Here is an 18,591-nt window from a genome sequence, read left to right as displayed (position 1 = left end):
CCCCAGGCCCCAGACCAAGCCATGTCCCCCCGAGCCCCCGGGCCCCGCCATGTCAAGGCATGCTCACAATCCGAGACTAGCAACGGGATTCCCGCCCCCGCAACAACGGTCGCCCCCTCCACGCAGCGTCGCCGGAGCGGCGAACCGACTAGGCTGTCCGAGTGATTCGCGTTGCGGCGAAACGACAATCGCCGTCGCGATCAGTCCACCCTGGACACGACGCGCGGGCTCGGCTAGGAACGGGAGGATGATCGACCGGACCGAGGAGGATCCGCCGTGACCGCACCGACCGGCCCGCTGGCCGGGCTCCGGGTCCTCGAACTGGCCGGGCTCGGGCCCGCGCCGCACGCCGCGATGCTGCTGGCCGATCTCGGGGCCGACGTGGTCCGGATCGACCGGCCCGGCGGCGGTTTCGACCTCGCCGGCGGGCAACCGGACCACCTGCTGCGCGGCAGGCGGGCACTGGTCGCGGACCTGAAGTCGGAAGCGGGGCTCGCACTGGCGCGTCGTCTCGCCGAACGCGCGGACGTGCTCCTCGAAGGGTTCCGGCCGGGCGTGGCCGAACGCCTCGGCATCGGCCCGCACGACTGCCTCGCCCGCAACCCCCGGCTGGTCTACGGCCGCGTCACCGGCTGGGGCCGCACCGGCCCGCTCGCCGACCGGGCCGGCCACGACATCAACTATCTCGCGCTCACCGGCGCGCTGCACGCGATCGGCACCGGCGACCGCCCCGCGCCCCCGCTCAACCTGATCGGCGATTTCGGCGGCGGCTCGCTGTTCCTGGTCGCCGGGGTGCTCGCGGCGCTGTGGGAACGGGAGCGCTCGGGGCTCGGCCAGGTGGTCGACGCGGCGATGATCGACGGGACCGGGCTGCTGATGCAGATGATCTGGATGCTGCGCGGCTACGGCTCGTGGCAGGACGAACGCGCGGCCAACCTGCTCGACGGCGGCGCGCCCTTCTACGACACCTACACCTGCCGCGACGGCCGCTGGGTCGCCGTCGGCGCCATCGAAGCACAGTTCTACCGCGCGCTGCTCGAAGGACTCGGCCTCGACGGCGAAGACCTGCCAGCGCAACAGGACCGGGACGGCTGGCCGGTGCTGCGCGCGCGGTTCGCCGGCGTGTTCGCCGCACACCCGCGCGACCACTGGGCCGAGGTCTTCGAGGGCACCGACGCGTGCGTCAGCCCGGTCCTCTCGCTCGACGAGGTCGCCGCGCATCCGCACCACCGGGCCAGGGGCCGGTTCTTCACCCGCGACGGGATCCGGCAGCCCTCGCCCGCTCCGGAGTTCTCCCGGACCGCCGCCGCCACTCCCGCCGCGCCCCCGCCGCCCGGCGCGCATCACGAAGCCGTGCTGCGCGACTGGGCCGTCTGAAAGAGGAATTCCATGCCCGCACTGGGGAACTACAGCGCCGCCGACGTCCGCGCGGCGGTCGGCATGCCCGCGGCCGTGAGCGCGGTGCGCGAGGCGTTCGCCGGGCTGGCCGCCGGGCATTTCTCGCAACCGCCCCGGCTCGTCCTCGGCACCGACGACCAGGCGGTCATGGTGATGACCGCGCACCACGGCCCCAGCGGCGCGGCCGTGGTGAAAACCGCGGGCGTGGTGCTCGGCCGCGATCCCGCCATCCTCGCCACTCTCGTGTGGACCGACGACGGCGGCCAGCTCACCGCCGAAGCGGGCGCGGTCACCGCCTTGCGCACCGGCGCCGCGGCGGGGGTCGCGACCGACCTGCTGGCCGCCCCGGACGCGAACCGGCTCGCCCTGCTGGGCGCCGGAGCCCAGGCAGCCGACCAGGTCCGCGCGGTGCTGGCGGTCCGGAAGATCAGCGAGCTGACCGTGTGGAACCGGACCGCGCGGCGGGTGGGGCCGTTGCTGGACGAGCTGTCCGCCGAATTCCCGGGGCTGCGCGTGCGTGCGGCCGGGAGCGCGGCCGAGGCGGTGGCGGGCGCCGACGTGGTGTGCTGCGCGACGTCGGCTGAGGAGCCGCTGTTCGAGCTGTCGGCGTTGCCGGAACGCGTGCACGTCAACGCGATCGGCTCGTTCCGCGCGTCCATGCGCGAACTTCCCGCCGAATTGCTCGCCACCGCTTCGACGGTGCTGGTCGACCAGTTCGCCGCGGCCGCTGACGCCGGGGAGATCCGGCATGCGCTGGACCGTGGGTTGCTGGAACGCTCAGGGGTGCTCGACCTCGGGAACGCGCTGGCGGAGCCGCCGGAGGCGACTGGGCGGACGGTGTTCAAATCGGTCGGCGTCGCCGCACAAGACTGGGCCATCGCGCGGTTGCTCGCACAGCACGCCCGCCACTGAGCAAAACCCGCCGAGCGGGCACCGCGTTGCCGGACCCGTGGGACTCTCCCCTGGCTGCCGTGCTGCTTGGCGGACAACACAGCGAGCCCGCTGGGCAAAAGCCGCCGATTCGCATTCTTATCAGTTTTCCGCGTCTCATTTGGCGTTCAATCGAAACCGTTTTCCGGACGCATTTCCCTCGCTAGTTTGACGAGTGCCGGTACCGCACGAGCGAGGGGTTTTCGTGGCCAGTCCCAACCTGTCCCGCGCCGCCGCCGAACAGCGGGCGGCTTTGCTCGCCGTCGAGTCCTACCGGGTCGTGCTCGACTTGACCGGGAGCGGGACGTTCTCGTCGGTCACCACGGTCCGGTTCTCCGGCGCGCGGCGCGAGCCGACCTGGATCGACCTGGTCGCCGACCGGGTGTGTTCGGCCACGCTCAACGGCGTCGCGCTCGATGTGTCCGGGTACCGCGAAGAGGACGGCATCGCGCTGCCCGAACTGGCGGAGGCCAACGAGCTCGTGGTGCACGCCGAATGCCGGTACACGAACACCGGCGAGGGCCTGCACCGGTTCGTCGACCCGGTCGACGACGCCGGCTACCTCTACACCCAGTTCGAAACCGCCGACGCCAAGCGCGTCTTCGCGTGCTTCGACCAGCCTGATCTGAAGGCGAGCTTCACCCTCGAAGTGACCGCGCCCGCCGAATGGTCGGTCATCGGCAACACCCGGCCCGCGACCACGCGTGAAGCCGGGGACGGCGCGGTCACCACGGTGTTCACCCCGACCAGCCGCCTCCCGACCTACCTCGTCGCGCTCGTCGCGGGTCCGTTCGCCTCGTGGCACGACACTTACCGCGACCAGCACGGAGAGATCCCGCTCGGCCTCTACTGCCGCGCCTCGCTCGCCGAGCACCTCGACGCCGAGCGGCTGTTCACCGAGACCAAACAGGGTTTCGCCTTCTACCACGAGAAATTCGGCACCCCGTACCCGTTCTCCAAGTACGACCAGCTGTTCGTGCCGGAGTTCAACGCGGGCGCGATGGAGAACGCCGGCGCGGTCACCTTCCTCGAAGATTTCGTATTCCGCTCGCGCGTCACGCACTACGCCTACGAAAGGCGCGCCGAAACACTCCTGCACGAGATGGCGCACATGTGGTTCGGCGACCTGGTCACCATGCGCTGGTGGGACGACCTGTGGCTGAACGAGTCGTTCGCGACCTTCGCCAGCGTGTTCGCCCTGACCGAGGCGACCGAGTACAAGAACGCGTGGACCAGCTTCGCCAATGTCGAAAAGGCCTGGGCGTACCAGCAGGACCAACTGCCGTCGACGCACCCGATCGCCGCGGACATCGCGGACCTGCACGCGGTCGAGGTCAACTTCGACGGCATCACCTACGCCAAGGGCGCCAGCGTGCTCAAGCAACTGGTCGCCTATGTCGGCCAGGACGATTTCCTCGACGGCCTCCGCCGGTACTTCGCCAGGCACGCGTGGGGCAACGCCACCCTCGCCGACCTGCTTGCGGCGCTGGAAGAAGCGTCCGGCCGCGACCTGTCGCGGTGGAGTGCCGAATGGCTGGAAACCACCGGCCTGAACACCCTGCGGCCGCGATACGAGGTCGACGGCGAGGGCCGGTTCACCAGCTTCGCCGTCGAGCAGAGCGGTGCCGAACCCGGGGCGGGCGAGCACCGGACGCACCGGATCGCCGTCGGCGTCTACCGGTCCGACGACGCCGGGAAACTGGTGCGCGCCAAGCGGATCGAACTGGACGTCAGCGGCGAACGCACCGAGGTCCCGGAGCTGGCGGGGCAGGCCGCGGGCGACCTGGTGCTGGTCAACGACGACGACCTGACCTACTGCGGACTGCGCCTGGACCCGCGCTCGCTGACCGCGCTGATCGACCGCATCGCCGACCTCGCCGACCCGCTCCCCCGCAGTCTTTGCTGGTCGGCCGCCTGGGAGATGACGCGCGCGGCCGAGTTCCGCGCGAGGGACTACGTCAAGCTGGTGGCCGGGGGCATCGCCGCCGAAACCGAGCTGAGCGTGGTGGAAACCCTGCTCGCCCAGGCGCGGACCGCGCTCGGCTCCTACGCCGACCCCGCATGGGCACAGCAGCGAGGATGGCCGGAATTCGCCGGTGTGCTCCGGAAACTGGCCGACGGCGCCGAGCCCGGCTCGGACCGCCAGCTCACCTTCGTCAACGCGCTGGCCGCCGCTCCGCTGGAGGACGCGCTGCTCGACCTCCTGACCGGCTGGCTGGACGGGACCGCGCCGCTGGCCGGGCTGACCGTGGACACCGATCTGCGCTGGCGGCTGCTGCAAGCCCTGGTCGCCCACGGCCGCCGCGGCGAAAAGGAAATCGGCGAAGCGCTCCAGCTCGACGACACCGCCGCGGGCCGTCGTCAGGCCGAGAAAGCCCGTGCTCTGCTGCCCGATCCGGAAGCTAAAGCCGAGGCGTGGCGCCGAGCGCTGACCGACGACGAGCTGCCCAACGCGGTCAGCGACGCGATCGTCAGCGGCTTCCGCCACCCCGCGCAGCACGAACTGCTGACCGGGTACGGCGCCCGCTACTTCGCAGAAATCGGCGAGGTCTGGGAACGGCGCTCCAGCGAGCGCGCGCTGCCCGCGGTGGTCCATCTCTTCCCCGGCTGGGAGCTGACCCCGGAAAACCTGGCCGCCGCGGACGGCTGGCTCGCCGGGACGCGTCCGCCCGCGCTGCACCGCCTGATCCTCGAACTGCGGACGGAAATGCTGGCGCGGCCGCTCGCCGCCCGCGAACGCGACCGCGAAGCGGCGTGACTCCCCCTGACTACCCGGAAACCTGCGGACGAGAGGGCATCCTTCGGTGGACTTCAGCATCACTGCCGAGCAAGCGGCGCTGCGCCGGTCGGTCATCCGGTTCGCCAGGACCGAACTGAACGACGCGGCGGCCGAAAGCGACCGGCTGGCCCGGCTCGACCGGGAATCGTGGAAGAAGTGCGCCGGCCTCGGCATCACCGGCTGGCCGGTCCCGACCGCCTACGGCGGCTCCGGGTTCGACCCGGTCACCATCGCCGTCGGCCTGGAGGCGCTCGGATACGGCTGCCGGGACAACGGCCTGGTGTTCGCGCTCAACAACCACCTCTGGGCGTGCGCGGTCTACCTGGTCGAGCACGGCACCGAAGACCAGAAGCAGCGCTTCCTCCCCGGGCTGGCCGACGGTTCGCTGATCGGGGCGCACGCGCTGACCGAACCCGGATCCGGCTCGGACGTGCTGGGCATGCGCACCGCCGCGGTCCGCGAGGGCGACGAGTACGTGCTGCACGGCACCAAAACCTTCATCTCGAACGCACCGGTCGCCGACGTGTTCCTGACCTTCGCCCGCACCGGCGGCCCGGACGCGCCGGCGGCCGCGGCCCTGACCGCGTTCGTGGTGTCCCGGGACCTGCCCGGGGTTTCGGTGAGCCGCAGCTGGGACAAAGCCGGGCTGCGCTCGACCGAGATGGGGCAGGTCGAATTCGAGGGCTGCCGGGTGCCCGCGTCCTGCCTGCTCGGCGCGGAGGGCAACGGGTTCAACCTGTTCACCAGCTCCATCGACTGGGAGCGCAGCCTGCTGTTCGCCAGCCAGATCGGGGTGATGGACCGGGTGCTCGACGACTGCGTCGCGCACGCCCGCGACCGCGTGCAGTTCGGCAGGCCGATCGGGGTCAACCAGGCGGTGCGGCACCGCATCGCCGACATGAAGGTCCGCCTGGAACTCGCGCGGCTGGCCCTGTACAAGGCGGCCTGGCGCAAACGCGAGGGCCAGCTGGCCCCGCTCGACTCCGCGATCGCGAAGCTGGCGATCAGCGAGAGCCACCTCAGCTCCATGCTCGACGCGGTCCAATTGCACGGGGCCCGCGGGTACCTCGCCGAGTTCGGCGTCGAACGCGAGCTGCGCGACGCGCTCGGCGGCACGATCTACGGCGGTACCTCGGAAATCCAGCGCGACATCGTCGCCAGCCTGCTGGGCGTCCCCAGCTGAGCGCACCCGCCGAGGAGGCAACCATGGCGCAGCACCGCATCGCGCTGACCGAACCGCTCCCCGCCGAGCTGGCGGGCGAACTGGCCCAGCGCATCTACTTCCTTTCCGAGTCCATTGTGGACTTCACGCTGCCCGGCGGCGACGGCGAGCTGACCGAGGTGGTGCTCCGCACCGACGGTCCCGGCAGCCCCGGCGACGCCGCCGACCTGGCGGCCAAGGTCAACCGGATGGCCGACGAGGAGGTCCGGCCGCAGCGCGCCGGGCCGCCGAAGATCGTCTGGACCTCGCCCCACTCCGGCGAGGTGCACGACGTGGCCGGAGAACTGCTCGGCTCGGGCGAACTCGTGCACATGGGACCGGGGCAGTTCGCCCTCGGCCCGGCCGTCACCGCGCTGATGGAGTACTTCGACCGGCGCCTGACCGGCATGGTCGCCGCCGAGTTCGGCGCGCGGCAGTACCGGTACCCGACGCTGATCGCGACCGAGACGATGCGCCGGTGCGGGTACTTCTCCTCGTTCCCGCACTTCCTGATGCTGGTCACCCGGCTGCACGCGGACGCGGACAACTACCGCGGCTTCCTCGCCGACGTCGAGGCCTCCGACGGCGGGCTGCCCGGCCTGCTGGACTACTGCGGGGACACTTCGCACTGCCTGCCGCCGACCATGTGCTACCACACCTACCGGCATCTGCAGGACCAGCCGCTGCCTTCGCCGGGCCTGGTGATCACCGCGCGCGGCAAGTCCTTCCGGCACGAATCGCGGTACTGGCGGTCGCTGGAACGCCTGTGGGACTTCACCATCCGCGAGATCGTCTTCCTCGGCGGCCGGGAAGAGGTGCTCGACCAGCGCCGCCGGATGCTGGAGCTGACCACCGCGTTCGCCGCGGAACTGGGCCTGGGCGGGCACTGCGAGGTCGGCAACGACCCGTTCTTCGGCAGCGTCGAATCGCCGCAGCGGGCGTGGTCGCAGCGGCTGCTGGAGCTCAAGTACGAACTGCGGCTGCCGATCGGCCCGGAAAAGACCCTCGCCGCGGCCTCGTTCAACTTCCACGACGATTTCTTCGGCCGGTCGTTCGGCATCCGGCCGCACGACGGCGGGCCCGGGCCGGTCATCACCGGCTGCGCGGGCATCGGACTGGAGCGCTTCACCTACGCGTTCCTGTGCCGCCACGGCGCCGACCCGGCCGGCTGGCCGCAGGACGTGCGCATCGAGACCGATCCGAGGGCGAGGCTGGGATGACCGGGATGGCCGAGACGGCTGGGACGCGGGACAAGGAAACGATCGGCGTCGTCGGCGCCGGCACGATGGGCACCGGGGTGGCGCACTTGTTCGCCGCGGCGGGGCACGAGGTCGTGCTGGTCGACACCGCCGAAGCCGCGCTGGAGAAGTCCCGCGGGCTGATCGAGCGCAACGTGGCGTTCTACCCGCTGGTCGACGCCTCGCTGCCGAGGCTGGACCCGGCGGAGGTGACCGGCCGCATCGTGTTCTCCGCCGACCACGGGGACCTGAAGACCAGCGACTTCGTGGTGGAGAACGTCACCGAGAAACGGGAGCTCAAGGAGGAGCTGTACCCGCTGCTGGACGAGATCTGCCCGCCGCACTGCGTGTTCGGCGTGAACACCTCGGCCGTCTCGATCACCCGGCTGGCCGGGCGCACCGGCCGGGCCGACCGGGTGATCGGCACGCACGTCATGAACCCCGCGCCGCTCAAGCCGCTGGTCGAGGTGATCCGCGGGACGCACACCTCGGCCGCCACCGTGGAACGCACGCAGGCGCTGTTCCGCTCGGCGGGCCGCGACAGCATCGTCGTCAACGACGCGCCGGGCTTCGTCACCAACCGCGTGATGATGCTGACCGTCAACGAGGCGATCTTCCTGCTGCACGAGGGCGTCGCCGATTCGGCCGCCGACGTCGACCGGCTGTTCAAGGACTGCTTCGGGCACCGGATGGGGCCGCTGGCCACCGCCGACCTGATCGGCCTCGACACCGTCCTGCTGTCGCTGGAGGTGATCCACGACAGCCTGCGCGACAGCAAGTACCGGCCGTGCCCGCTGCTGACCCGGCTGGTCGACGCCGGCCTGCACGGGGTGAAGACCGGCCGCGGTTTCTACGCATACGACTGAGCGAAAGGTTGCCATCCATGGAAAACCACCTGGCGACGGTGCGTGAATACATCACCTCGCACCTCGGCGGCAAGACCCTGCCCGACGACGAGGACCTGTTCGCGGGCGGGCACCTGAACTCGCTGTTCGCCGTGCAGATCGTGGTGTGGCTGGAAAAGGAGTTCGGCATCGCCGTCCGCGGCGGCGACCTGACGCTGGACAACTTCCGGTCCATCGGGGCCATCGCCGCGTTCGTCGAGGCGAACAACGCGCCGGTCGGCTGAGCCTGTCCGGCCGCAAAGCCCCCGCTTCCTGGGAAGCGGGGGCTTTTTTCGTGGCGCCAGGCAGTCCTTTTGCACAGCGAAGGGCCCCGATCCCAGGCTCGGGATCGGGGCCCTGGCGCGGAAAACGGGTCAGCTCGCCTCGCGGTCGGTGTACATCTTCGCCGACGAAAGCTTGTCGATCTTCGCGTTCAGGTCGTCGAGCGACGCCTTCAGCTCGGTCAGCTCGTTGAGGTGCGAGGTGTTGTCCCCGCTGCTGACCGGAGCCTTGATCGAGCCCCAGATGTCGTTCTCGGCGTGTTCGACCTCCCGCAGCACGCGGTCGATCACGCCCTCGGTGCTGCGCACGATGCTGGCCAGGTACAGGAAAATCGTGTTCTTGTCCCGTTCGACCAGGGTCTTGGTGCTGTCGAGGATGTCGTTGATGTAGTTCTTGATGAAGTTGCCCTCGGCGGGCTTCTTCTCTTCGGTCTCGGCCATGTTCTTCCTCTCCTTGGGTTTCCGGGCCGCCCTCGCGGCCCCGTCAAGCCCGGCGCACCGCCACCGGGATCCGCCGCGGCGCCCACATGCCCTGTTCGTAGAAGGGCAGCGGGCCCTCGCTTTCGATGCGGAGGTCGGCGAAGCGGTCGAACAGCAGGTTCGCCGAGACCGCCGCCTCCATCCGGGACAGCGGGGCTCCCACGCAGAAGTGGATGCCGTGCCCGAAACTGACGTGCCCGTTGGGCGTGCGGCCGATGTCGAACTCGTCGGGCCGCGGGAAGCGCCGCTCGTCGCGGTTGGCCGAGGAGAACCACAGCATCACCAGCGAGCGCGCCGGGATCGGGGTGCCGGCCACCTCGGTGTCCTGGCTGGTCACCCGCATGAACCGGGTGCCCGAGGGCCGGTAGCGCAGCACTTCCTCGACCGCGGCCGGGATCAGGCTCCGGTCGGCGCGCAGCCGGGCGGCGACCCCGGGGTGCTCGTCGAGGCACAGCAGCAGGTTGCCGATCAGCCCGTTGGTGCTGAAGTGCCCGACGAACAGCAGCGCCAGGCAGATGTTGACGACCTCGTCCTCGTCCAGCCCGCTTCCGTCGTCCTCGGCGGCGGCGAGCTTGCTGATCAGGTCGTCGGCGGGGGCGGCGAGCCTGCTCCGGTACTGCTCGGTCAGGTAGCCGCGGATCTCGCCGGTGACCCGGCTCATCATCCCGCCGTAGCCCTCTTCGTCATCGGTCGGATCGCCGACCTGCAGCGACGCGAGCTTGTCCGCGTAGCTCAGGAACAGCTGGCGGTCCGACACCGGCACGCCGAGCAGTTCCGCGATCAGCATCGCCGGCAGCGGCCAGACGAACTTCTCCACCAGGTCGAACCGGTCCTGCCCGTCGACCTCGTCGAGCAGCGCGTTGCCGAGGTCGTAGGTGCGCCGTTCGTACTCGCGCACATTGGTCCTGGTGAACGCCTGCCCGACCAGCGCGCGCAGCCTGCGGTGCTCGGGCGGGTCGGTCCACGCCGGGTTGCCGCGGGTGATGTCCTCCGCGCCGAGCACGTCCCGGTTGAGGCCGGAGGAGAACACCCCGGGATCGCTCGCCACCCGCCGCACGTCGTCGTACCGGAAGATGTGGAACACGCCGTGCTCGTCGCGGTGCACCGGTTCCTCGGCGCGCATCCGCCGCAGCCATTCCAGTTGCGCCGCACCGCCGTCGGTCAGCGGCGGGGGCGGCCCCGGCCGCGTGGCGGCCGCTGTGGTTTCGGTCATCTCAGCCCTCTTTCCCCTGGCTCGCACTCAGCCGCTCCAGCCGCTGGTGCAGTTCGTCCACATAGGTCTCGGATTCGGGTTTCATCAGCACGCTGCGCAGGATCCGGGTCGAGTCCGCGTCCGTCCGGACGTCCGGGTGCAGCTGCGCGAAGGCGTCGCGCTCGATCCGCATCAGGCTGAGGAACACCGGGTCGGCCCCGTCGTGCATGCCCTCCTCCAGCATCGCCGCGCACGCGCGGCCGATCCCGGACAGCGAATCCCCCGCGCGGCGCGGGAAGTAGGTCACGATGTCCAGGTCGGGTTCCTGGTGCAGCCGAAGCCGGTCCGAGTCCGCCGTCAGCGCGGCGAGGCGCAGCGCGGCCCGCCGGTTGGCCGCGAGCACCTCGCCGAGCCCGTCGGCGGTCGGGGCCAGCAGCTGGAAGGTGAACCACAGCGCGGCGGCGGTGGCCCCGGCCCGCGAGCACTCCAGGCTGATCTCGCCGAGGTGCAGGTCCGCCGGGGTGAAGTAGGTGTAGGGCGAATCGTGCACGTAGAACTTCGCCACCGACGGATCGGCGAAGAGCACCGAACCGCAGCCGTAGGGCTGCAGGCCCTGCTTGTGCGGGTCGACCACCACCGAATCGCAGTCGCGGACCGCCCGCCACGGCGCGGGGTCCAGCCCGAGCGTGCCGGCGAGCACCGAGTAGAACCCGCCGTAGGCGGCGTCGACGTGGAACCGGACGTCGTAGCGTTCGCGCAGTGCCATCGCCTCGGCCAGCGGGTCGAGCGCGCCGACGCCGGTGGTGCCGAGGGTGAACACGACGGTGCCGACTTTCCCGGTGCGCAGCACGTCTTCCAGCGCGTCCAGGTCCATCCGGCCGTACCGGTCGGCGGGCACCGCGCGGGAGTCCATGCCCAGCAGCCGGGTCATCCGCTCGTGCGTGTAGTGGCTGGCCGAGCTGTAGGCCACGCCGCGGCCCGGGTGCAGGCAGCGGGCGACGTAGAGCGCCTCCAGGTTCGCCATCGTGCCGCTCGAGGTGAGGTGCCCGAGGTGGCTGCCGAACCCGAACATCGCGGCGAGCTGGTCGATCACCTCCCGCTCCATCCGGTCGGTGACCGGGCCGCCGTCGGAGGAATGGTTGTTGGGATTGATCAGCATCGCGCTGAGGTAGGCGACCACGGCGGCCTCGTGCGGCGGCTTGAGCATCTGCCCGATGTAGCGCGGGTGGAAGAACGGGTAGTTGCCGTGCAGCAGCTTCTCGTAGTTCTCGAAGACCGTCGCGAAGCGGTCGTCGCTGATCTCCAGCGAGGGATGCCGCTCGTACGGCGCGAAGGTCGACGTCCACTGCCCGTGCCCTTCGACCGCACGCGCGATCCAGTAGGGAAGATCCACCGTGTCCAGCCTTTCGCGAAGCTTCACCTGGTGACGGTCACCGGCAGCGTCTTGATCCCGTTGACGAAGTTGGACCGCAGCCGGGTCACCGGGCCCGCGAGCCGGATCTGCTCCGCTCTGGCCAGCAATTCCTCGAACAGGATCCGCAGTTCGAGGCGGGCCAGCGCGGCGCCGAGGCAGAAGTGCGGGCCGCCGAGCCCGAAAGCGAGGTGGTCGTTGGGTTCGCGGCCCACGTCGAACTCGTACGGCTTCTCGAAGGCGGCCTCGTCGCGGTTGCCCGAGGCGAACCACAGCACCACCTTGTCGCCCTCGCGCACGCGCTGGCCGCTGATCTCGGTGTCCCGGGTGGCGGTGCGCCGGAAGTGGTAGACCGGCGACGCCCAGCGCAGGAACTCCTCCACCGCCGTGCCGATGAGCGCCGGGTTTTCCTTCAGCCGCCACCATTGCGCCGGATTCCGCGCGAGCGCGTGCACCGCGGCCGAGATGGCGTGCCGGGTGGTTTCGTTGCCCGCGACCACCAGCAGCAGGAAGTAGTTGTCGAAGTCGGTGGGCGTGAGCGGGACCCCGTCCCGGGGCACGGTGTTCACCAGCCTGCTGACCAGGTCGGTCCCGGTGCCGCCGCGGCGTTTTTCCGCCAGTTCCCTGCCGTACTCGAAGATCTCCAGCGCGGCCAGGCTGCGGAACGGGACGTGCTTGTAGCGCTCGCTGTCCGCGCTCTCCAGCAGCACGTCCGCGCAGTCGGGGTCGTTGTTGCCGATGATCCGGTTGCCCCAGGCGATCAGCTTGCCGGTGTCGGCGGCGGGCACGTCGAGCATCAGCCGGGCCAGCACCATGATCGGCAGCTCGGCGGCGATCCCGGCGACCAGGTCGAACGATTCCTCGGCCAGCGCTGTGTCCAAAGTGGACGCGGTCAGCCCGCGCAGGAACACCGCGTACCGGGAGACCAGCTTCGGGCTGAACTCCCGGCTGAGCAGCAGCCGCATCGCCCGGTGCCGTTCGCCGTCGGTCTCCATCAGCGAGCGCCTGCGGTCCCGCAACCCGGGGTCGGTGACCTCCTCCAGGTTGGTGAACTGCTCGGAGGTGAACGTGTCCGGATCGCGGTTGACCGCGACCAGGTCGCGGTGCCGGGTGACGGCCCAGAACCCGCTGTTCGGCGCGGCCTCGGGCTGCCAGTGCACCGGGCTGCGCTCGCGCAGGACGTCGAACATCCGCCACGGGGTCTCGGGGTCCAGGAACCGGTCGACGTCGGACAGGTCCACTTCGTCCAGGCGCATCGGGAATCCTCGTTCGGCTCGGTCTCGGGAGGGCGTCACAGGTGCGGCAGGTACTCGCGCAGCTCCCAGTCGGTCACCCAGCGCCGGAAGCGGGCGGTCTCGTCGCGTTTGACCCGGTCGAAGGCGGCCACCAGGTCCTTGCCCGCCGCGTCGGCGAACTCGTCGTCGGCGGCCAGCGCGTCGAGGGCGGCGTCGAGCGTTTCCGGCAGTGCCGGTGCGCGGGCGCCGTCGTAGCCGTAGCCGCGGACCGGGTCCGGCGGCTCGATCCGGCCCTCGATGCCCAGCGCCACCGCCGCCAGCACCCCGGTCACGGCCAGGTACGGGCTCGCCGCGGCGTCGCCGAGGCGCACCTCCAGCCGGGTCGCCTCGCCGCGTTCGGGCGGCACCCGCACCATGGTGGAGCGGTTGTCCAGGCCCCAGTCGGCCAGCGCGGGAGCGAGCGTGTCCGGGCCGAGCCTGCGGTAGGCGTTCACCGTCGGAGCCAGCAGCGCGCACAGCGCGCGGGCGTGGCGGAGGATGCCGCCGACGGCGTGCCGCGCGGTGGCCGAGAGTCCGGCGGGCGCGCCGTCGGCGGCGAACTGGTTGCGGCCGTTCTCGTCGAGCAGGGACAGGTGCAGGTGGAAGCCCGATCCGGCTTCCTCGTTGAACGGCTTGCCGACGAAGGTGGCGCTCAGGCCGCGCTGGGCGGCGAACTCGCGCACCGCGTGCTTGAACCGGAACGCGCGGTCGGCGGCGTCGAGCGCGGCCGAGTGGCCGAGGTTCACCTCGAACTGCCCGGCGGCGAACTCGTGGTTGACCGCGGTGACGCCCAGTTCGGCCGAGCGCAGCATCGCCAGCAGCGCCGGGGCGAGCCCGTCCGGGTCGCCGCGACGGCCCACGCGGTAGACGTTGCCCGGAGAATCCCCGTACCGGGCCCAGGCTCCGTCCCGTTCGGACAGCAGGAAGAACTCCAGTTCCGGCCCGACCACCGCGCGGCTGCCGAGCGCGGCCAGCCGGTGGACCGCCGCTTTCGCCGCACCGCGCGGGCATTCCCCGATCGCCAGCCCGGTCGCCGGGTCGAGCATGTCGCCGAGGCAGGACTGGTAGCCGGGTTCCCACGGCATCGGGGCCAGCGTCGCGCGGTCCGGCCGGAACAGCACGTCCGGAAGGCCGTCGGACAGCGAATGCTCGCCGTCGAGCGTTTCGCCCTGGGTGGTGGTGTAGTAGACCGCGCGGCAGAAATGCAGCCCGCCGGAAAGGGAAGCGAATACGTCCGAGGGCAGATCGCGGCCGCGTTCGGTGCCGATCAGGTCGGGATACTGGATCCGCACCGTTCCGGCGTTCTCCACGATGAACCATCGCCTTTCCGGGAAAGGGGAAACACGAACAGAAACAGCCGCGCCGCCTGCGCTCTCGGTTCAGCGTAGCGACCGGGAAGTCGCGTAGCCATGGGAAAAACTGTCTCTGATGGCGCCCCGGTGTCTCGAATGGCGAGCGCGGTCGCGCGCTTTATTGCCGCCCTGCGGATCCGCCGGTTACCGTCGCGGACGTCCACGCACAATTCTCTCGAGGGAGCCGCATGCCCGTTGCGACAGTTTCCGGGACCCCGGTCGACACCGGGCACTGGATCGGCGGTGAACGAGTCGAATCCGCCGGGCGCTTCACGTCGTTCTCTCCGATCGACGGACGCGCGCTCGGCGAGTTCTGCCGCGGCGGCCCGGCCGAAGCGGACAGCGCGGTGCGGGCCGCGGCCGCCGCGTTCGGACAGTGGCGGCGCACCAGCCCGGCGCGCCGGGCCGAGCTGCTGCACCGGATCGCCGACGAAGTGGAACGCCGGACGCCGGAGCTCGCGGCGGTCGAAACCGAGGACAACGGCGCTCTGCTGCGTTCGCACCTGCGCGGCGTGATGCCGCGGGTGGCGCACAATTTCCGGTTCTTCGCCGACTGGCTCACCGGAGAACTGCGCCACCCCGAGTTCGACACCCGCGGCCACCGCAACCGCGTGTCGTGGGACCCCGCCGGGGTCTGCGCGCTGATCACCCCGTGGAACGCGCCGCTGATGCTGGCGTCCTGGAAGATCGCCCCGGCGCTCGCCGCGGGCAACACCGTGGTGCTGAAGCCGGCGGAGTGGTCGCCGATGACCGCGTCCCTGCTGGCCGACATCACCGCCGGGGCCGGATTGCCCGACGGCGTCTTCAACGTGGTGCAGGGGCTCGGCCCCGAGGCGGGCGCGGCGCTGTGCGCGCATCCGGACGTCCGGCGGATCAGCTTCACCGGGTCCGAGCCGACCGCCCGGCGCATCGCGGCGGCCGCGGCCGGGAATCTCACGCCGGTGTCGATGGAACTGGGCGGGAAGTCGCCGCTGCTGGTCTTCTCCGACGCCGACCTCGACCTCGCCGTCGACCTGGCCGCGGAGCAGTTCGACAACGCGGGACAGGTCTGCCTGGCCGCCACCCGGATCCTGGTCCACTCCCCCGTCGCGGCGGAGTTCACCGAGCGGCTGCGGGCGGCCGTCCGCGGCTTGCGCCAAGGCGACCCCCGGCAGCCGGAGACCGGCCTCGGCCCGAACATCCACCCCGACCACGTCGCGCGGGTCGACGGTTTCGTCCGGCGAGCGGTCGCCGAGGGCGCCGAGGTTCTCGAAGGCGGCGGGCCGAACGCCGACCTCGGCGGGACCTACTACCGGCCGACGCTGCTCGCCAACGCGCCCGCGGGCGCGGAAATCCTGCGCGAGGAAGTATTCGGCCCGGTGCTGACGCTCGAGGAATTCGGCTCGGAGGACGAGGGCGTCGCACTCGCCGACAACACCCGGTTCGGCTTGGCGGCGACCGTGGTCACCGGCGACCCGGCCAGGGCGGAACGGGTGTCCGCCGCGCTCACCGCGGGCACGGTCTGGGTGAACTGCTTCTTCGTGCGCGACCTGCGCGCGCCGTTCGGCGGGTCCCGCCGCTCCGGCGTCGGCCGGGAGGGCGGCACCTGGAGCTTCGACTTCTTCTGCGACGTCAAGAACACCGTGACCAGCCCGAAAGGATGGATGTAGATGGGCGAGACGGCCGGCGGCGGGCTGCTGTCCCACGTGCCGACGATCATGCTGCCGGAGGCGACGCGGCGGGAACTGAACCACGGCGAAGAGTCCACTTTGGTCACCGGACTGCGCAGGCTGCGCGAGGAGGTGTTCGACACCGCCGACTACGACACGGTCGTCGTCTTCGATTCGCACTGGGCGACCACGGTGGAATTCGTGGTCGCCTCGCACGCCTGCCGCGCCGGGTTGTTCACTTCGGACGAACTCCCGCGCGGGATGAGCCGCATCCCGTACGACTTCCCCGGCGACCCGGAGCTGGCGCACGCGCTGGCGGACCGCGCCGAGGCGCACGGCACGTGGATCACCCCGATCGACGACCCGTGCCTGCCGGTTTCGTACGCCACCGTGAACCTGTGGACCTATCTCGGAGTTCCGGGCAAGCGGTGGCTCAGCGTCAGCGTCTGCCAGACCGGCGACGACGAGGACCACCTCCGGCTCGGCCGCGCGCTCGCCGACGCGATCGCCTCCGCCGACCGCCGGGTGCTGCTGATCGCCTCCGGCGCGCTCAGCCACCGATTCCATTCGCTGCGCGCGTTGCGCGCCCACGAATCGGCGGGAGCAGAGCACATTTTCAGCCAGGAGGCGGTGACCGCCGACGCCGAGCGCATCGGCTGGCTCGAATCCGGGGACCACGCGAAGGTGCTGGCCACGATGGCGGACTTCCGCCAGTTCAAGCCGGAAGCCGGCTTCGCGCACTACCTGATGCTGGCCGGCGCGCTCGGCGGACAGGACTGCGCCGCCCCCGCGCGGCGCTGCAGCGAATACGAGAACGCGATCGGCACCGGGCAGATCCACCTGTGGTTCGACCGGCCGGCCGGCGGATGGACGGGAGCGAACCGATGACCACCGAATACCGCAGGATCCTGCTCGACGGAGCCGCCGTCGAGGTCCGCCGCGACGGGGACACCCTGCTCGCGCCGGACGGCCGGACGATCGCGGCGGACGACGCCGTGCACCTGCCGCCGGTCACGCCGAGCAAGATCATCGCCGTGCACCTCAACCACCGGAGCCGGTTCGAGGAGTTCCGCGCGAAACCGCGTTCGGCTCCCACCTACTTCCACAAACCGGTGTCCGCTTTGACCGGGCACCAGGGACACGTGGTGCGGCCGGAGGGCTGCAAATGGCTGAACTACGAGGGCGAGATCGCCGTCGTCATCGGCCGCACCGCCCGCAACATCAGCGTCGGCGAGGCTCCCGCGCACATCCGCGGCTACACGCTCGCCAACGACCTGGGGCTGCACGATTTCCGCGACACCGACGAAGGCTCGATGCTGCGGGTCAAGGGAGCGGACACCCTGTGCCCGCTGGGCCCGGGCATCGTGGAGGGCTGGGATCCGCGCGGGCGCGTGCTGCGGACGCGGGTGAACGGCGAGGTGGTCCAGGAGGGCAGCACGGACGAGATGACCTGGGACGCGCACTACCTGGTGGCCGACATCGCGCGGCTGATCACCCTGCATCCCGGGGACGTCCTGCTCACCGGGACCCCGGCGAACTCCCGCCCGATCCAGCCGGGCGACACCGTCGAGGTCGAGGCGGACGGCCTCGGCGTGCTGCGCAACACCGTGGTGACCGGCCCGACCCCGGCGACCGGCCCGATCGGGGCCCAGCCCACGGAATCCGAGCAGGTCCTTTCGACCGCGCTGGGCGGAGACTGGGAATTCCGCGGCATCCGGGCCCCGCACCCCGCCTGACTCCGGGGCCGCGGGCGAACGTACGCGAGGGGAACACGGCAGACTAACCGTCCACAAAGGACTCAAGCTGTGCCGAACTGCCCGATTTATCGCCAGGCGACCGTGTCTTGAAGTCCGTGAGGGACTCCTTGAGGGAATCTGATTCCCTCAAGGAGTCCCTCACGGACCACAACCCGGCTTCCGCTGCCTGCAGCACCCCGGAAGCACGTCCAAGCCACAGCCTTGAGTTCCTGACATTGACTCTGAGTGCGCGGGGGCTCCCCGCGCACACCTCCGACGCGAAGGCGGCCGGCGAGACCTCATCGTCTCGCCGGCCGCCTTCGCCTCGCCCGGTTCTCAGCCCGTCTGCACAGCCACCCAGTCGCCGCCCAGAATCGGCACGTTCTCGTCGTAGCGCCCGCGCGCGGCCTGCCCGGTCAGGTACAGCCAGGCGGGGGTCTCGGCCCATTCCCCGTTCTCGGCCAGGTAGTCGACCGGCCTGCGCACCCGGAGGTAGAGGCAGTCGCCGGGGCGGTCCGGATGGTACTTCTCCAGCCGGTCCAGGTCGGCCATCGCCGCTTCGTACTGCGCCTCGGCGAGCACCATCAGCTCGCCGACCACCTGCTGCCCCGGGCGGTCCAGCGCGAACGGGATCCGGTCGCCGAACAGGCCGAGCCCGGCCGCTCTGGCGGGGAACCGCTGCGCCACCCGGTCGCCGATCAGCCCGTGGTTGCGCTGCCCGCTGCGCAGGGTCCCGTACACGAACACCGGAAGCTGTTCCATCCCGGCCACCGCCCTTCTCTCCGT

General features: G+C 70.9%; 16 protein-coding genes. 10 read left to right on the top strand and 6 right to left on the bottom strand.

Annotation, left to right across the window (positions count from 1 at the left end; translation table 11 throughout):
• The first annotated feature begins 276 nt into the window (after positions 1–276).
• From L3Q65_RS09470 to L3Q65_RS09440, 7 genes are all read left to right on the top strand, one after another.
• Positions 277–1,377 carry a CaiB/BaiF CoA-transferase family protein gene (locus L3Q65_RS09470; RefSeq protein ID WP_182895181.1) on the top strand — a complete coding sequence of 367 codons (1,101 nt, stop codon included), beginning with the start codon at positions 277–279 and terminating at the stop codon, positions 1,375–1,377.
• A gap of 12 nt (positions 1,378–1,389) precedes the next feature.
• Positions 1,390–2,310, top strand: a complete 921-nt coding sequence (locus L3Q65_RS09465) for an ornithine cyclodeaminase family protein (protein ID WP_182895180.1) — start codon at positions 1,390–1,392, stop codon at positions 2,308–2,310.
• Between the two features lie 223 nt (positions 2,311–2,533).
• Positions 2,534–5,086, top strand: coding sequence for an aminopeptidase N (gene pepN, locus L3Q65_RS09460; RefSeq protein ID WP_237599364.1), 2,553 nt, complete (start codon positions 2,534–2,536; stop codon positions 5,084–5,086).
• A 46-nt stretch (positions 5,087–5,132) separates the two neighbouring features.
• Positions 5,133–6,290: an acyl-CoA dehydrogenase family protein gene (locus tag L3Q65_RS09455; protein ID WP_182895178.1), complete on the top strand. Its 1,158-nt coding sequence runs from the start codon at positions 5,133–5,135 to the stop codon at positions 6,288–6,290.
• Between the two features lie 23 nt (positions 6,291–6,313).
• Complete coding sequence (locus L3Q65_RS09450; RefSeq protein WP_182895177.1) at positions 6,314–7,528, top strand: hypothetical protein; 1,215 nt, start codon at positions 6,314–6,316, stop codon at positions 7,526–7,528.
• 5 nt (positions 7,529–7,533) lie between these two features.
• Complete coding sequence (locus L3Q65_RS09445) at positions 7,534–8,412, top strand: 3-hydroxyacyl-CoA dehydrogenase family protein (protein WP_237599363.1); 879 nt, start codon at positions 7,534–7,536, stop codon at positions 8,410–8,412.
• Between the two features lie 17 nt (positions 8,413–8,429).
• The gene (locus L3Q65_RS09440) at positions 8,430–8,675 is read left to right on the top strand and encodes an acyl carrier protein (RefSeq protein WP_182895175.1); all 246 of its coding nucleotides are present in this window, start codon (positions 8,430–8,432) and stop codon (positions 8,673–8,675) included.
• A gap of 129 nt (positions 8,676–8,804) precedes the next feature.
• Here L3Q65_RS09440 and L3Q65_RS09435 read toward each other — a convergent pair whose 3' ends face one another.
• Genes L3Q65_RS09435 through L3Q65_RS09415 form a run of 5 tightly spaced genes read right to left on the bottom strand, consistent with a single transcriptional unit; the run spans position 8,805 to position 14,378 of the window.
• Positions 8,805–9,152 carry a hypothetical protein gene (locus tag L3Q65_RS09435; protein ID WP_182895174.1) on the bottom strand — a complete coding sequence of 116 codons (348 nt, stop codon included), beginning with the start codon at positions 9,150–9,152 and terminating at the stop codon, positions 8,805–8,807.
• A gap of 43 nt (positions 9,153–9,195) precedes the next feature.
• Entirely contained in the window at positions 9,196–10,404 is a 1,209-nt protein-coding gene (locus L3Q65_RS09430; protein WP_237599362.1) for a cytochrome P450, read from the bottom strand.
• 1 nt (position 10,405) lies between these two features.
• A complete protein-coding gene (locus L3Q65_RS09425; RefSeq protein WP_237600871.1) occupies positions 10,406–11,776 on the bottom strand; it encodes an aminotransferase class I/II-fold pyridoxal phosphate-dependent enzyme in 1,371 nt (456 codons plus the stop codon).
• Between the two features lie 23 nt (positions 11,777–11,799).
• Entirely contained in the window at positions 11,800–13,050 is a 1,251-nt protein-coding gene (locus tag L3Q65_RS09420; RefSeq protein WP_237599361.1) for a cytochrome P450, read from the bottom strand.
• Positions 13,051–13,085: 35 nt separating this feature from the next.
• Positions 13,086–14,378 (bottom strand): glutamine synthetase family protein, encoded by a 1,293-nt coding sequence (locus L3Q65_RS09415; RefSeq protein ID WP_182895171.1) that lies wholly within the window; start codon positions 14,376–14,378, stop codon positions 13,086–13,088.
• Between the two features lie 230 nt (positions 14,379–14,608).
• On the opposite strand from L3Q65_RS09415, the gene L3Q65_RS09410 reads away from it, so the two are divergent.
• The 3 genes from L3Q65_RS09410 to L3Q65_RS09400 are packed head-to-tail and all read left to right on the top strand — an operon-like array spanning position 14,609 to position 17,805.
• Complete coding sequence (locus L3Q65_RS09410) at positions 14,609–16,069, top strand: aldehyde dehydrogenase (protein ID WP_182895170.1); 1,461 nt, start codon at positions 14,609–14,611, stop codon at positions 16,067–16,069.
• Positions 16,070–16,957 (top strand): catechol 1,2-dioxygenase, encoded by an 888-nt coding sequence (locus L3Q65_RS09405; RefSeq protein ID WP_237599360.1) that lies wholly within the window; start codon positions 16,070–16,072, stop codon positions 16,955–16,957.
• Positions 16,954–17,805 (top strand): fumarylacetoacetate hydrolase family protein, encoded by an 852-nt coding sequence (locus tag L3Q65_RS09400; protein WP_182895168.1) that lies wholly within the window; start codon positions 16,954–16,956, stop codon positions 17,803–17,805. Before L3Q65_RS09405 ends, L3Q65_RS09400 begins: the two co-directional genes overlap by 4 nt.
• A gap of 336 nt (positions 17,806–18,141) precedes the next feature.
• Here L3Q65_RS09400 and L3Q65_RS09395 read toward each other — a convergent pair whose 3' ends face one another.
• Positions 18,142–18,567 carry a gamma-glutamylcyclotransferase family protein gene (locus L3Q65_RS09395; RefSeq protein ID WP_182895167.1) on the bottom strand — a complete coding sequence of 142 codons (426 nt, stop codon included), beginning with the start codon at positions 18,565–18,567 and terminating at the stop codon, positions 18,142–18,144.
• Positions 18,568–18,591: the final 24 nt, after the last annotated feature.

This window comes from Amycolatopsis sp. FU40 (genome assembly GCF_021903635.1).
Taxonomy (GTDB): domain Bacteria; phylum Actinomycetota; class Actinomycetes; order Mycobacteriales; family Pseudonocardiaceae; genus Amycolatopsis; species Amycolatopsis dendrobii.
Note: the sequence above shows the minus strand (reverse complement) of the source record. Positions and strands in the feature narration are given on the sequence as shown.

What these genes read in the sequence shown, in the direction of transcription:
- L3Q65_RS09430 (WP_237599362.1), bottom strand. Translation starts at nt 10,404, where the DNA reads ATGACCGAAACCACAGCGGCCGCCACGCGGCCGGGGCCGCCCCCGCCG.
- L3Q65_RS09400 (WP_182895168.1), top strand. Translation starts at nt 16,954, where the DNA reads ATGACCACCGAATACCGCAGGATCCTGCTCGACGGAGCCGCCGTCGAG.
- L3Q65_RS09465 (WP_182895180.1), top strand. Translation starts at nt 1,390, where the DNA reads ATGCCCGCACTGGGGAACTACAGCGCCGCCGACGTCCGCGCGGCGGTC.
- L3Q65_RS09435 (WP_182895174.1), bottom strand. Translation starts at nt 9,152, where the DNA reads ATGGCCGAGACCGAAGAGAAGAAGCCCGCCGAGGGCAACTTCATCAAG.
- L3Q65_RS09410 (WP_182895170.1), top strand. Translation starts at nt 14,609, where the DNA reads ATGCCCGTTGCGACAGTTTCCGGGACCCCGGTCGACACCGGGCACTGG.
- L3Q65_RS09395 (WP_182895167.1), bottom strand. Translation starts at nt 18,567, where the DNA reads ATGGAACAGCTTCCGGTGTTCGTGTACGGGACCCTGCGCAGCGGGCAG.
- L3Q65_RS09420 (WP_237599361.1), bottom strand. Translation starts at nt 13,050, where the DNA reads ATGCGCCTGGACGAAGTGGACCTGTCCGACGTCGACCGGTTCCTGGAC.
- L3Q65_RS09440 (WP_182895175.1), top strand. Translation starts at nt 8,430, where the DNA reads ATGGAAAACCACCTGGCGACGGTGCGTGAATACATCACCTCGCACCTC.
- L3Q65_RS09405 (WP_237599360.1), top strand. Translation starts at nt 16,070, where the DNA reads ATGGGCGAGACGGCCGGCGGCGGGCTGCTGTCCCACGTGCCGACGATC.
- L3Q65_RS09450 (WP_182895177.1), top strand. Translation starts at nt 6,314, where the DNA reads ATGGCGCAGCACCGCATCGCGCTGACCGAACCGCTCCCCGCCGAGCTG.
- L3Q65_RS09445 (WP_237599363.1), top strand. Translation starts at nt 7,534, where the DNA reads ATGGCCGAGACGGCTGGGACGCGGGACAAGGAAACGATCGGCGTCGTC.